This is a genomic window from Paenibacillus sp. FSL R5-0701 (assembly GCF_037973995.1).
In the GTDB taxonomy this organism is placed as follows: Bacteria; Bacillota; Bacilli; order Paenibacillales; family Paenibacillaceae; genus Paenibacillus.
Genome location: NZ_CP150230.1, coordinates 597,698 through 612,832 on the forward strand (window position 1 = coordinate 597,698; position 15,135 = coordinate 612,832).

Annotated in this window: 11 protein-coding genes; all 11 read left to right on the forward strand. The window is 49.5% G+C overall.

Going from position 1 to position 15,135, the window contains the following annotated elements:
* The first annotated feature begins 2 nt into the window (after window positions 1-2).
* The 11 genes from MKZ13_RS02830 (at window position 3) to MKZ13_RS02880 (ending at window position 14,930) form a co-directional block, all read left to right on the forward strand.
* Window positions 3-884 (forward strand): sugar ABC transporter permease, encoded by an 882-nt coding sequence (locus MKZ13_RS02830; protein ID WP_036607341.1) that lies wholly within the window; start codon window positions 3-5, stop codon window positions 882-884.
* Window positions 884-1,720, forward strand: a complete 837-nt coding sequence (locus MKZ13_RS02835) for a carbohydrate ABC transporter permease (RefSeq protein WP_339181606.1) — start codon at window positions 884-886, stop codon at window positions 1,718-1,720. The genes MKZ13_RS02830 and MKZ13_RS02835 overlap by 1 nt, the downstream gene beginning before the upstream one ends.
* A gap of 619 nt (window positions 1,721-2,339) precedes the next feature.
* Window positions 2,340-3,638, forward strand: coding sequence for an ABC transporter substrate-binding protein (locus MKZ13_RS02840; RefSeq protein WP_237177715.1), 1,299 nt, complete (start codon window positions 2,340-2,342; stop codon window positions 3,636-3,638).
* Between the two features lie 433 nt (window positions 3,639-4,071).
* A complete protein-coding gene (locus tag MKZ13_RS02845) occupies window positions 4,072-4,638 on the forward strand; it encodes a TetR/AcrR family transcriptional regulator (RefSeq protein WP_339185308.1) in 567 nt (188 codons plus the stop codon).
* 61 nt (window positions 4,639-4,699) lie between these two features.
* Entirely contained in the window at window positions 4,700-6,691 is a 1,992-nt protein-coding gene (locus MKZ13_RS02850; protein WP_339181611.1) for an alpha/beta fold hydrolase, read from the forward strand.
* Window positions 6,692-6,790: 99 nt separating this feature from the next.
* Window positions 6,791-7,738 carry an aminopeptidase gene (locus MKZ13_RS02855; protein WP_339181614.1) on the forward strand — a complete coding sequence of 316 codons (948 nt, stop codon included), beginning with the start codon at window positions 6,791-6,793 and terminating at the stop codon, window positions 7,736-7,738.
* 625 nt (window positions 7,739-8,363) lie between these two features.
* Window positions 8,364-8,783, forward strand: coding sequence for a chemotaxis protein CheW (locus tag MKZ13_RS02860; RefSeq protein ID WP_164783412.1), 420 nt, complete (start codon window positions 8,364-8,366; stop codon window positions 8,781-8,783).
* Between the two features lie 227 nt (window positions 8,784-9,010).
* Window positions 9,011-12,214: a DEAD/DEAH box helicase gene (locus MKZ13_RS02865; protein WP_339181617.1), complete on the forward strand. Its 3,204-nt coding sequence runs from the start codon at window positions 9,011-9,013 to the stop codon at window positions 12,212-12,214.
* Window positions 12,215-12,260: 46 nt separating this feature from the next.
* Complete coding sequence (locus MKZ13_RS02870; RefSeq protein ID WP_339181620.1) at window positions 12,261-13,079, forward strand: hypothetical protein; 819 nt, start codon at window positions 12,261-12,263, stop codon at window positions 13,077-13,079.
* Between the two features lie 239 nt (window positions 13,080-13,318).
* Window positions 13,319-14,293 carry a M15 family metallopeptidase gene (locus MKZ13_RS02875; protein ID WP_127551134.1) on the forward strand — a complete coding sequence of 325 codons (975 nt, stop codon included), beginning with the start codon at window positions 13,319-13,321 and terminating at the stop codon, window positions 14,291-14,293.
* Window positions 14,294-14,528: 235 nt separating this feature from the next.
* Window positions 14,529-14,930, forward strand: coding sequence for a RidA family protein (locus MKZ13_RS02880; RefSeq protein WP_076332718.1), 402 nt, complete (start codon window positions 14,529-14,531; stop codon window positions 14,928-14,930).
* The last annotated feature ends 205 nt before the right edge of the window (window positions 14,931-15,135 follow it).

The following is a 15,135-nucleotide window of genomic DNA, read 5'->3' on the forward strand; positions in this document are numbered from 1 at the left end:
ATATGAAGCATCGCAAATCTTCACAGCTGTTACAGCAGCTTGTGTTCGTGGGTCCCTCCATCGTGTTTTTTATTCTCATCATCGTGGTCCCTTTCCTGCTTGGCATGGTGTATTCCTTCACGGATTGGAACGGGGTATCCGAGAACATTAATTGGGTAGGGTTTGACAACTTCGTGCATGTTTTTGCGAATGATCCCAAGTTCCAAACGGCGTTTTGGTTTACGGTGCGCTTCACCGTGGTTGGTGTAGTACTGACCAATGTGATTGGCTTTTTCCTGGCGTATTTCCTGACCAAACCGCTTAAGACGAGAAACATTCTGCGTACGATCTTTTTTATGCCTAACGTGATCGGTGGGTTGTTGCTCGGCTTTATCTGGCAGTTCATATTTGTGAAAGGGTTTTCAGCAGTAGGCGATGTAACCGGCTGGTCCTTCTTCAACCTTCCTTGGCTGGGAGACGAACCAACCGCCTTCTGGGGAATCGTGATTGTGTTTGTATGGCAGACCGCAGGATATCTGATGGTCATCTACATCTCATCTCTGACAAATGTATCCCCTGATCTGCTGGAAGCCGCCGAGATTGATGGCGCAAGTCGCTGGCAGGTACTGCGGAGCATCATTCTTCCGCTCATTATGCCGGGTGTAACGATCTGTCTGTTCCTGGCGATCTCTTGGTCGTTCAAAATGTTCGATCTCAATCTGTCGCTAACCAAAGGTGGACCGTTCGGATCAACAGAATCGGTTGCACTTAATATTTACAATGAAGCCTTTGTGAATAACAGATATGGTATCGGAACCGCCAAAGCGCTCGTGTTCTTCGTAATCGTTGCCATCATCACCATGATTCAGGTACGTCTGACGAAGAGCAAGGAGGTAGAAGCCTAATGGAGACGACAAAAAATTACCGCTTCAGTACCATTGTAACCGAGATTGTCATGGTACTCCTTGGACTTTTATTCCTTGTTCCGTTTTACTTCCTGTTCGTGAATTCGGTCAAAACCTTCGGTGATCTGCTCACCAATTCGGCTGCATGGCCGGAAGTATTTCAGTGGGGCAATTATGCTAACGCTTGGGAGAAAATTAACTTCCCGTCCGCGCTGATGAACTCGCTTATCGTTACTGTGGTCAGCAATCTGTTGCTTGTGCTGATCAGTTCCATGGCCGCGTACCGAATGGTTCGCAACAATACCCGGTTCAACCGGATTTTGTTCGGCATGTTCATTGCAGCCATGGTGATTCCGTTCCAGTCTATCATGATTCCACTCGTTACTGTAACCAGTAATCTGGGATTGATCGACAGCCTTGGCGGCCTCATTATCTGTTATCTCGGTTTCGGGGCACCGATGTCGGTCTTCCTGTTCCATGGATTCGTGAAATCCGTCCCACTGGAGATTGAGGAAGCGGCTCGTGTGGATGGAAGCTCTGTCTACGGGGTGTTCTTCCGGATCGTATTTCCACTCATGAAACCGATGTATGTAACCGTCATCATTTTGAACACACTCTGGATTTGGAATGATTATCTGCTTCCATCCCTGATCCTGCAAAGCTCCAACCTGCGTACGATCCCAATTGCGACCTTTGCACTCTTCGGTCAATATACGAAGCAATGGGATCTGGCTTTGCCGGCACTTGTGCTCGGTATTATGCCGATTATTATCTTCTTCCTGCTGATGCAGAAATACATCATTCAGGGGATTACGGCTGGATCAGTTAAAGGGTGAGTGCGAGTGCAGGTCGCTCCGGGATCAAGTTGCGCTTTCGGTCGCTGTTGCTCCTCGGTGGCCTGAATGGATTGGGGCAAGGAAGCCACCGAGTATCAAAGGCGAACGCTCCGCTCCTCCATCGCATCCTGATCCCTCTGCTCCCACCTCGCATGGAGGTGTGCAAAGGGAGTCATGCCCGCATAGCTTGGGCATGACTCCTGGGGAAAAGAGCAATAAAGAGAAAAGACTGATAAAGAGAAATGACCAAGAAAGACGCTTGTAGAGCCAGGAACTTCTTCTGCAGAGTGAAGTGATGGTAAGCTCCTTTTTCAAAGCGCTAACGAATCCACCGCATCTTAATAGGTGGATAATCAAGGAATACAAATTGTAACGAATCTCAGCAACGTTATTCGGGTACAAAACGGCGTCAGAGCCTTGAAAATCGACCAAATCGACGAAATAACATCGCTGTGATTCGTTAGAATGGGAGCCTGTGCAAATAGGTGCGAATAACGTGCGCTCGGTTCGTTAGGATGAAAACACGCTTCAAGGGAAGGTTATTCTGTCATCGGAGTGCCAGTGTAAATATTCATTAGTGGAACTGTTATACTGAAACTACTATAGGGAGAGTGTATGTATGAAAAGAATGACCAAGTTGACGTTGCTTATGCTGATTGCTTTTTCGGTAATGCTCGCGGGTTGTGGCAATGGAGACAAGAGTGGCAGTCCGGTCAACACGGATGCTCAAGGTGGTGGAGAGGCTGCTGCTGGAGATAAAACCATTAAAATATTCCAATTTAAAGTCGAAATTGCGGAAGCGCTCAATCGTCTCAAAGCTGAATATGAATCCTCCCATCCAGGCGTCAAACTGGACATTCAAACTGTAGGTGGTGGCAGTGACTACGGTGCTGCATTAAAAGCCAAGTTTGCCGCTGGCGAACAACCGGACATTTTCAACGTAGGTGGTTATCGTGAGCTGGATACATGGCTTGAATATCTGGAAGATCTGTCTGGAGAAGCATGGGCGAAGGATGCACTCGAAGTAGCCAAAGAGCCAATGACCAAAGACGGCAAGCTCTACGGACAGCCGCTCGCGCTGGAGGGTTATGGTTTCATTTATAACAAAGACCTCTTCCAAAAAGCAGGTATTACCGAAATTCCAACGACACTGGAACAATTGGATCAAGCTGCACAGAAACTTCAGGCCGCAGGCATTACGCCTTTCTCGAACGGATATCAGGAGTGGTGGGTGCTGGGCAATCATAACGTAAACGTCGCATTTGCAAATCAGGCAGATCCGGTGAAATTCATCCAAGGACTCAATGAAAGTACGGAGAAAATTCCTGGCAACCAAGTGTTCGCCGACTGGATCAACTTGCTCGACTTAACGTTGAAATATAGCAACAAAAACCCACTGACAACCGACTACAATACGCAAGTTACGTTGTTTGCGAGTGGAGAAGCGGCGATGATGCAACAAGGGAACTGGACTCAAGTACAGATCGATGGAATCGATCCGGATCTGAATCTGGGTATCCTCCCAATGCCAATTAACAATGAACCTAATGACAAATTGTTTGTCGGCGTGCCGAACTATTGGGTTGTGAACAAGAACTCTCAAGTGAAACCGGAAGCAAAAGAGTTTTTGGAGTGGCTCGTAACTTCGGATATCGGGAAACAATACATGACGAAAGAATTCAAATTCATCCCGGCGTTCAGTTCCATCACGGCATCCGAAGAGGATCTGGGTGACCTCGCCACAGAGATCATGAAGTATAGCCAGGAAAATAAAACACTCAGCTGGAACTTCAACCGTTTCCCTGAAGGGGTTCCACAAGAGTACGGCAGCACAATTCAGGCTTACGTTGCAGGCAAATCGGATAAAGCCGGATTGCTCGATGCGTTGCAACAGAACTGGGATAGTCTGAAAAAATAATCTGGATCATGGACGGTATCCACAGGTTACCGAAAACTGTTCAAAATTTTTGGATAGAAAAGTTAGTCTATCTGATATATAAGTTAATTTAAACAGGCCAACCAAAAATTTTATTCTGGTTGGCCTGTTTTTGTTTTTCCGAGGAGCTAAAAAGTGCTTACTGGAAAAATGATAGATGGTAATATCCCTGAAATGTGGATAACCCAAAAGCAGTTTAACGATCTCATGACGTATTTAACACAGAGTTAATACTATATGTGGATATCCTGTGTGTATAATGACCTAAATGTGGACAAGTAACGAGAAGCTTAAGCCAGAGAGGATCTTTTGTTAACAGAAGTACTTGTTTTCAATTGACTAGTACTGTATAGTTCTAAATATGACGAATCCAAAAATGAACACAGGACCTGCCAAATCCAAGAGTTCCAATCCGGTGAACCGGACCAAGGCAGTTGAAGTGGCGGCACAATTATTTCTGCGTCAGGGGTACAGCTACGTCAGCATGGATGAGGTCGTGCGAGTGAGTGGGGTATCCAAGTCAAATATTTATTATCATTTTAAAAACAAGGAGGAACTGCTTCAGGCCGTGGTACAATACTGGATTGCCCAGTATGAGTCGGAGCTGTATCTGCTGCTCAGTCAGCGTGAGCGAGGAGTGGAGGAGCGTATCTACTCATTCATGGCATTACTGTCGGCAGGTATTGAGGGCCGAAATTACGAAGGGAGCTGTCCTTTTGTTACGTTATATATGCAGACACCGGATAGTGCACCCCAAGTGAAAGAGAGCATATCCAGATTCTTTCGTGAGCTTAGACCTATGGTGGAGAAGTTGTTTCAGCAAGGTTTGGATCGCGGTGAATTCCGCAAAGAAATCGAACCGGGGCCAGCTGCGTTGTTGTTTATTGCAGCACTGGAAGGTTCGCTAATCCTAGCGGGAACTGCCCGTGATGTTGGGATTATAGAACAATCGGCGCGTACGTTTTGTCAGATACTTCGTTAATCGAAGCTCTTTTTTTGAATATAACTAGTACTATGTAGTACTAAAAAGGAGCCGTAACAGAATGATTATACATACTAACCGTGTATCCAATGAAGAAAACGCAGCAGCAAATTCAACAAATATGAATCAGGTAATAAGCAAGTCTGATATTGCAGCTACGACCATTTTTATGACAGGTAGTACAGGTTTTATCGGCAAAGAAACGGTCAAACAACTCACGCAGGGAGACGCACAATTGCTCTTGTTGGTTCGTTCGGAACAGCGAGCCAGAACGGTGCTGAAGGCTTACGGAGTGAAGGATTTCGACCGAATTACATTTATTACGGGTGATTTATCCCATTCGGGTCTTGGAATGACTACAGCGGATCGGGAGCGTGCTCTTGAAGCAAATGTAATCATGCATGCGGGTGGAACCATGGACGTTACCTTGGACCGAAAAGTAGCAGAGCAGATATTTATGAACGGGGCCAGAGAAGTGGCACAGCTTGCAAGGGAAATCCACTGTAACCACGGATTAAGACACTTTATCCACGTTGTTGGTTATATGAGTCCTTATGGAGAGCGGAATGCACAGGGGAATTATCTACAGGTTGAGCATGTGGATAACAATGAAAGTGCGTATGAAGAGATGAAGTTTCATGCCGATCTGCATATTCGCGAGCATGCAGAGCAGCATAACTATCCCTTATCCGTTGTGAATCCGAGTACAGTGGTTGGACCGCGTCCCACCGGTGAAACCGAGCAAACGGGTGGGATTGGCCTGCTCATTCAGGCGATTCAGAAAGGACTTATGCCGGTCGTGCCGGGAGGTTCATCCTATTGGTTACCGCTTGTGGAGAATGACATTGTTGCACAGACGCTTGTTTTTCTATCGAGGGAAACCGCTCCAGTCGGAGGAACCTATCCACTATTGGCGCGGAAGGAAAACAGTCCCAATATGAAGGAACTGTTGCAGCTTCTGGCACAGCAATTGGACGTACCCAAGCCCAAAGGGGCTGTGCCATTACCATGGATTCAATGGATCATGAAATCTGGGGGCACACGCATCAGTGGTGTTCCAGCGGAGTCGGTTGCTTTTATTACCAACAGGTCATTCCCGGTTGAAGAGACGGAGGCTCTGTTCACACGTATGGGGCAATCCTGGCCGGACATAAGGGAACAGCTTCCGCTGGTTACAGCCGATCTGGACTATCGTCTTCGTTATACGCCGCTACCTGAGGGTTTTCCGACAGATTATATTCGGTCGCGGAGCGGAAATATGGCTATGCTTGGTTGGGAGGGTGAGGGAGAGCCTTGGATTATTGTACATGGTTTGCTTCAATCTGCGGATGAGATGTTACCTTTGGGACAACAGCTTAGGGAACGTACTGGAAACCCGGTATGGTTAATCGATCTCGCTGGATTTGGACGGTCCCCTGTACATCAGGGGGATGAAGCATTTGAAGGTCAGGTTGTTGCATTGCTTCAGGCGCTCGGTGAGTTTGAAGGTCCGGTGCAGCTGGTGGGTCATTCGATCGGTGCAGCTATTGCAGCTGCGGCACATATGCGTAGCGGGCGGACAGACATTCGGTTGGGGTTGCTTCAGCCAGTGGCTAACAATTCGAATCCGAATGTGCTGAGATGGATTTCGCGTTTGCCAAGAGGGCTGATGCGCTCTCTGCTGCGTGGCAGATCGGAGAAAAGTTGGATTCAAATGTTCAGTGCCTATAGCGGCGTAGGCGACGGCAGTGTTATGGCCCATACCATGGGCAAGAGAATACGTTCCAGTCTCCAATCCCCTCGCATTGCAGGAGCGCATGCAGACTTGTTGCGCTGGATCCACTCGGGTCAGAGGAAAGGCGCCAGATCAACGTTGTGGGCGAAAATGGAAAGTCAGCATTATGCCAAGAATGCGCTGGTCGTATGGGCCAAGGAAGATCCGGAATATCACTATCCCCGGGATATGAACCCGAAGATCAAACGCATAGATGTGCCCTATGGGCATTACTTTCCGACGTTTCAGTATAAGGAAACAGCTGTAATCCTCGCTGAATGGTTTGATAACGTTAGATGAGTTCAGATTCGGTTCGGATATGCAGGAATCCCGTGTAAACTGTCGAAAGGGTCAAGTCGAGTTGTGAAGAGATGAACCAAAGACAGGAGAGATGAATGTATGAGTCAGCAACGTGTGGAGATTAGTAAAAATGTACTAATCGAGTGTCTAGGACTACGTAGCGGAGAGAATCTGGTGGTTGTCGCAGACGATATGAAACGGGATTTGGCCGAATCCATCTATGAGGCAGGCAAAGCACTTGGAGCAGAATCAGTCCTATTAATCATGAAGGAACGCAGCAGATCCGGCGAAGAGCCACCTGCGCCAATCGCGGATGCCATGATTCGGGCAGATGTAGCCGTGTGTGTAACGCGATATTCATTAACGCATACCCAAGCACGCAAACAAGCCGCTGCATCAGGGACCCGAGTGGCAACCATGCCTGGCATGACAGAGGATATGTTTGTGAACGGAGCAATTACGGCTGAATACTCACAAGTAAAGGCATTAACCGAGAAGGTGACAGCTCTATTAACTGCAGGTCGTCATGTACGAATAGAGAAGCAGGGGCATAGTCTGTCCTTTTCCATTGAAGATCGTAACGGTGTACCGAGCACAGGCATGTACTTGAACCCCGGTGAATCAGGCAATTTGCCATCTGGAGAAGCCTATATTGCTCCGGTTGAGGGTAAAGGCGAAGGCCGTATTGTTGTAGATGGCTCCGTTGCTGGGATCGGTGCACTTCGTGAACCGATGATATTAACCGTCAAGGGAGGACGTTTAGTTTCAGCTGAAGGCCCGGATGGGGCACAATTACTGGCAACACTTGGCGAGGGGGATGGTCGCTTTCTCGGCGAATTCGGAATTGGAACCAATAACAAGGCGAGAATCACGGGTGTAGTGCTGGAAGATGAGAAAGTGTATGGTACGATTCATGTGGCTTTTGGCAGCAATAATACATTCGGTGGAACGATTGCCGCCGGTGTGCATATCGATGCAGTTGTGCAAAAGCCGGATGTGTATATCGATGATAAGCTGATTATGCGTCAGGGTGAACTGGTGGAATAACCAGAGTGAAGGAAATCAGGCATGTCCACAACGTGTCCACAGTAATGGATAACTGGGGCGAAAATTCAGATTTTACGTCAGATTTACAAACAAATACACAACATGTCCACATTAAAATAATGAATATCCACATGAAATGCTAAACATATCCACAGCATGTGTGCAATATGTGCACAACTTATCCACAAATCAGGTATAACTCATGTTTTCACTCCATAAAACAGCCCTTTTGGAGCGAAAATATAAGTTATCCACAGAAATTCCGTTTTTTTGTTCCAAGTATTTGAAAACATAGAAACAGATCCATAATATATGGGGATAAAAAAGACCAAAAATCGGTATAAAGCTGATCTTTGGTCTTTTTTTTGAATATAATTTTTCAATCCTATGTCAGGTTACTTACGCTCAATATTAAAACGATTAACTTCCACCACCCTCCACAACAGGGCAAATGAACAGAGCGGAGACAGCAACCGTAATGCAACGTCTGTTGAAGTTGGCAAAATTGATCTGAAGCCTAAACATTTGGTCAAAAATAACCGATACACCAAAGTAACATCTAATGGGACGAAAGTAGTCTGATTATACGGAATGAGAGGATATGGGGATAACTATGGACGAGGGAATGCAATATATTAATTTTTCGGTAGGAGACCAGATCTTTGCACTACGAATCGATGAAGTTCATGAGATCATCAGAATGGTGCAGGTGACAACAGTTCCATTTGGAAGCCCGGAGATCCGAGGTTTTGCTTCGCTGTACGGTAAGGTCGTTTCAGTGGTGAGTCTTCGTGTATTGTTAGGCATGCCAGACCAGGAGGATACCTCTTCTACACGTATTATTGTGGTGCCTTACAAAGGTGGATTTGTACCGCTGATCGTAGATATGGTCGATTCTGTCGTAAGTTACGATCGTTTCGAGGAACCCGCTGAGGAACACCGCCGTTTCATGCTTGGCGTTTTTGACAAAATCGGGTTCTGTGAAGATCATCGTGCAGGTATTTTGAACCTGGATGTATTACTGGGCAGCTTGATCAGATCATAGGAGTATAACAATCCGTAATTCTTTCAATATTCAGTATTATCCTTCGGTTGACCCAAATGTTCCTCATCCGCTTTTCGGGAGAAGGGACATTTTTTTGTGCCTCTAGGGCGTTTTGAGACACCCCCTAACCATCGAAATAACCACTTTTTATGGGCAAAGGTTTTTAAATCCGGTCATTTTCGTATATGATGGAGAGTAACAATGCGAAGGGATGACGGGAGACTTTAATGATGCAATCGCTGTATGGAGTATGGCTTGGTGACGTATTTTTTTGTTTTTCCGGTGAAACATCGGAACCACGTGTGGATGCATGGAGCCACGTGGTAAGAAGGTTGAATTTTGGCGACGGGGGTCGTCTGTTTCAGCCTGCCGCTCTGCGTCTTGCGGAGCTGCGCTGGCCGAATCCGCTGAGGAACACGGCTGAAGCGAAGAACACGAAGCGGCGTCAACTGCTGGGGCGCACATTGGAAGGATTGGCAGTCTCGCCTAAGGATGCCTTCAGGTTGCTGCTGCAATGGGATGACCGTTTGTTAAATGCAGCCGGAATTCAGGTTGGAGAAGAGATGCGTTACTGGATCAAAGCAGCGCAGTTCACACAGGAGCTGCTGTTGCGGGGAGCAATTGCTCCATCGGCTGAATTCGCAGCAAAGACCGGAGCACGGCGACGGACCGGGCAAGAGACATTAACAGGCGTATGGCGGCCACGCTTGCAGCAGGAGGAGGACATCGAACGCTTCCGCGATCTTGCTGAAGCGATGCCTCCGATTGGGTTGGCTGCTCCTGGAGCTTATGCTTCATTGGAACCGGAAACGCGTGAAGAAGCAGGGGCTGCGGTATTATTTTCATTCATGAGTGGCATGATTCATGCTGTAGTGACAAGTGAACTGGAGGGCATGGACAGTGAGCTGTCCCGTTACCGCACCCCATATCGACGAGGATCTTCGCCAGTAGCCGAACTCTGGTGGAACAGTCTGATCTCGATGTTCCGTCCTGTGACGGTGCAAGGGCCGACGGACGATATGACAGCGTTTATTCATACGTTGCAAGAAGTTGGTGGAACGTCAATGCCAATCGTGGGAGCAGAAGAGATGGCACCTGCTGAAGGCCAATTGAAGCTGGTGCTCCGCTTGGAGCCTCCACTGGGCGAACATGAAACGATCTGGGGAATAAGCTTTTGGGTGGACAGTGAGCAGGAACCAAGCCTGAGGTTGCCTGCACGGACTATCTGGGCACATCCAGAGCGAGATCTGGACCGGGGGAAGGTGTTATATACCTCGGCGGCAGAGCAATTATTGATGGCACTCGGGCAAGCAGCAGAACTGGCACCTGAACTGGAGACGGCGCTGCTTACCGCCCGTCCGGAGGAAATTAAGCTGGAGCAGCAGGGTTTCTTTGAATTTCTCACGCATGCGGTTCCACGTTTGCAGAAGGCCGGGATAACCGTTCTCATGCCTTCAAGGTGGAGTCGTGCCGGGAAACGTCGTGCGGGACTGCGTCTGCAGATGTTGAATCGGGGAACAGAGCGGTTGCCTGGAGCCACATCGGCACTGGGCATGGAACAATTGGTTGCTTTCAAGACGGAGCCTATGCTGGATGGGAAACCGGTCACGGCGGAGGAACTGGCAGCACTGGCTGAATCCACAGTTCCGTATGTTATGTTCCGCGGTGAATGGATTGAAGTGGATACAAAAGAGATTCGCCAAGTCCTGCGTTATATGAAAAAAGAAGAAGAACAATATATGCCTCTCTCCGAATGGCTGCATCTGGCAGCGGATGAAGGGGAGGATTCCGCATGGAAGGGCCTTTCCGTCTTTGGCGCCGAATCTGATGGGATGCTTGCTTTCCTGCTCGATGGACAGGTGCTTCGCAGCATAGAGCCTCGTCAGGTTCCGGCAGAATTGCATGGTGAACTAAGACCTTATCAGGAACGAGGTTACCAATGGTTATCCGCGATGCGTGAGCTGGGCTTTGGCGTATGTCTGGCGGACGATATGGGACTTGGGAAGACCATTCAGGTAATTACCTGTCTGCTGGACCGCAAACACGAGGAACGCCAGGCAGCTGAAGAGGAAGCCCGTGAGAATGAGCTGTTGAATGGATTGGATGATTCTTTCCCGGCGGATCAGCACGCGAATGAGCAGCCTGTTCATCTGCCAGCACTTATTGTGTGTCCTACCTCGCTGCTTGGAAACTGGCAGCGTGAGCTGAAGCGGTTTGCCCCGGATCTGTCGCTGTACATTCATCATGGCGGACAACGGTTGCACGGGAATGATTTTCAGGCAGAAGCGCAGACGCATGACATTGTACTGACGACCTATCATCTGGCAGGCAGAGATGGCCCGGATCTGGCTTCGTTGCACTGGTCCACCATAGTGCTGGATGAGGCACAATATATTAAGAACTACCGTACCAAACAAGCGCAAAGTGTCATGCGCCTGTCTACACTTCACCGTATTGCGATGACGGGAACGCCTGTAGAGAACCGGCTGAGCGAACTTTGGTCGATCTTCCAGTTTCTCAATCCGGGGTATCTGGGCACAGCTTCATCGTTCCGCCAGCGGTATACGGGACTGGGGCCATCCGAAGAAAATGCAGCATCCTTGCGTGAACTTCATCGACTGGTATCTCCATTCATGCTGCGCAGGCTGAAGAGTGATCCGGATATTCGCAAGGATCTGCCAGAGAAGCTTGAACTGAAATCCTATTGTTCCCTGACGCCGGAGCAGACGGTGTTGTATCAGCGTGTAGTGGATGATCTGATGGGTGGTTTGGACGGCAGAAATGGCATTGCCCGGAAGGGGATTGTTCTGTCCTCCCTGACCAAGCTCAAGCAGATCTGTGATCATCCGGTGCTGGCGGACAGCAATCGGAAAGACCATGGCAAGGCAGAGGCATCTGGTAAGATGGAACGTTTGCTTGAACTGCTGGACGCCATCCGTGATAACGGGGAATCGGCTCTGATCTTCACGCAGTATGTTGCTATGGGAGATCTGTTGGTATCGAGGTTGAAACAGCGATATGAGGAAGAACCTTATTTCCTGCATGGTGGTGTGTCGAAAGCGCAAAGAGATGATATGGTGGAGACTTTCCAAAAAGGAGAGGGGCCGTCCATGTTTGTTCTATCTCTTCGTGCCGGAGGTGTAGGTCTGAATCTGACACGCGCGAGTCATGTCGTTCACTATGATCGGTGGTGGAATCCTGCGGTTGAGAATCAGGCAACGGATCGTGTATTCCGAATTGGACAGAATCGCAACGTGCAGGTGCATAAGTTGATCTGTCAGGGAACACTGGAAGAACGGATTGATGAGCTGATCGAAAGTAAGAAGGCACTCTCCGAGCAGGTCGTTGGTTCGGGTGAGAATTGGCTGACCGAGATGTCGGATGATGAGCTGCGTGGTCTGATCTCTCTTCAGGGTGAGACGTGGCTGTGACCTTGAACATTCAGAGGAATATAGATGTTGAGAAAGGGGGATTGTTGTGAGTGAAAAATGGAAGATCGAGCTGCATATGTCCCCCGGTGGATGGACAGCAGAAGTAAATACAGCAGCGGATGCGGATCAGGAAGTTTCCGTTTCTGCTTCCGCTTCCGCTGCTGAGGGCAAGACTGGATCAGCCGCAGGCATGTTCACAGTCACGGGAACGCCGGCGCGACTGAGCGAAGCGCAGCGCGAGTCTGTACTGGCTCAGCTGCGCAAGCGCCCGCTGACGCTGTACGCCTTGCTGCGCGGCGGCCCGGCGCCCGAGGAGCTCGCGGGGCTACTACCGGCTGCGCAAGCGCCCGAGGGCTCGCCAGGTGCAGCAACGGCCAGCGCGGCCGTGGCGTGCACCTGCGGCCGCCCGGGCTGCGCGCATGCCGCGGCCGCTGAGCGCGCCGTAGCCTCGCGCCTCGCGGCCGCGCCGCTGCTGCAGCTGGCGCACGCCGGCCTGCCGCGCGAAGCGCTGCTCGCCGGCGTGCTGGGATCATGGGCGGAGGAACTCGCGCATGATCCCAGCGGCCCCGGCCGCGCAGCGGAAACGGCTGGCCGCCCGCAAGTGCGGGGCGGCGAAGGCGGCGCGGCCGTCGGCGAGTGGATCGCCGAGGCGGCCGCGGACGGCGCCATGCACCAGCCGGGGCCGGGCTTTGGGGCCGTTGAGGTGCGCCTTACGCGGCCGGGCAAGCCGCCGGCGTTGCCGGAGCTGACGGCGCTGCTGCCGGGCGTGCCGGCCACCGCAGGGCTGGATTTGATCCGCGAGCGTGTAGCCACGCGGATGTGGCAGGCTGTCCAGAAGAAGACGGACAGCCCGGCAACCAAATGATGCACCCATCAGAGCGGGGGAGATCTCAGATCACCCCTGCTTGTTTTTATTGCAGCATGTTGCTCTAAAAGTCCAAAAAACGATCATACAGGCTGTACAGCCCGTATATGTTCATTCGGATCTCTTCTAAAGGACGTCTTTACTAGTGGAGCTTCGCTCCCAATTAAGGTATACTGTCGCAGGGAACATTGCATACAACAACTAGACAACATTTATATTATTGCGATAGGAGTTTTTACATGAAATCAACTACAGGAAGACAGCGCCGCATGGTGGTTATGCTGTCCTCATTGATGATATGCGGAGCATTGCTTGCCGCGTGCCAGAACGGTTCAGGCACAGAGGAAAGCCAGAATCCGAATGGAACAGGTAACACACAACAGGAGACGGACGGCACAACGGTTCATTTTACGGAGGATAAAGGAACTGATGGCGACAATGCTGGCGGGGATGACACATCATCTTCTGGCAACAGCGGTGAAGGCACGGATAGCGAGTCTGGGAATGCTTCAGCGGGCGGAGAGCAGGGCTCTTCGGACAATGGTAACGGGGCGACAGCGGAAGACCCATTGCTGGAGAAACGCAGTATCAGCGCACTGCAAACGACGATTGATGCACAATCCGTGGTGACCAATGCGGAGTCTATGACCGTCATTGTGAACAAACAACGGAGTCTGCCTGACGGGTACGAGCCGAACGATCTGGTAGAGCCGAATGTACCGTTCTCCTTCGACGAACCACACGAGAAGCGGCATATGCGCAAGGAAGCTGCGGAGGCGCTGGAGAAGTTGTTTGCAGGTGCAAAAGCGGATGGCATTGAGCTTCGTGCGGTGTCCGGTTATCGTTCATATCAGCGTCAGGTATCCATCTATAACAATAATGTCAAAACCAAAGGTCAAGAATACACAGATCGTGTGAGTTCTGTGCCAGGCCGAAGCGAACATCAGACGGGTCTTGCCATCGATGTATCGAGTCCGAGTGTGGGCAATGTGCTGGAAGAGGTATTTGGCACATCGAAGGAAGGCCAGTGGTTGGCTGAACATGCTGCAGAATACGGATATGTCATCCGTTATCTGCAAGGTGAAGAAGATACTACAGGTTACGTCTATGAGCCTTGGCATATCCGGTACATCGGTACAGATTTGGCACCGGATGTGGCGAAGAGTGGGTTAACTCTGGAAGAATACTTCGATGAGGCTAATATCAAGTTGTAATTTGGATGTTTCATCCTTAAAGAAAAAGAAAAGATACTATTTCTCATAAAATCCCCGAATGAACCGTCCTTGATCTATACAACGGGCAGTCATTCAGGGATTTTTTTCTGTGCAAAAATGTTAATGGAATTAAGATAGAATTAATTTCATTCCATTGTCTGAGATGATGGTGGACTGATATAATTCATGTTTAATCCATTTAGATATAAATACAACCAAAGCGAGGGACGAGAGAATGAGCAGACAGCAGGTTTTTACCGGTTCCCCATGGGAACCGTTGGTGGGATATTGCCGTGCCATCCGTGTAGGGAACCGAATTGAAGTGGCGGGTACAACCGCGATGCAAGATGGTGTAGTTGTTGGGGCAGGTGATCCGTACGCACAGACAAGGTTCGTTTTGCAGACGATCGAGAATGCACTGAAAGAACTGGGGGCTGACATGTCGCATGTGGTGAGAACCCGAATGTTTGTGACCGATATCTCCAGATGGGAGGAAGTTGGCAAGGCGCACGGTGAATTTTTTGGACAGATCCAGCCTGTAGCCACCATGGTTGAAGTTAGCGCACTCATTGATCCCTTGTTGATGGTTGAGATTGAAGTGGAAGCGATCGTTGAAGATGAAACCCAAGCCGGTTGATTCTGGCGAATACCCGGAAGATATTCTAAGGAACACAGGACGTCTTATCTGGCCCTCAGGTCCTCTTCTTAAAATGTAAAGAACACCAGACACGTTATTTCTCGAATTCTGATAAAAACACTGTAAACAGCTGTTTATTCTAAGATAGCGTGTCTCAGATTCCTTAGATTTTTGCGGGTGCTTCAAATCCTTGAATAAGACGCCT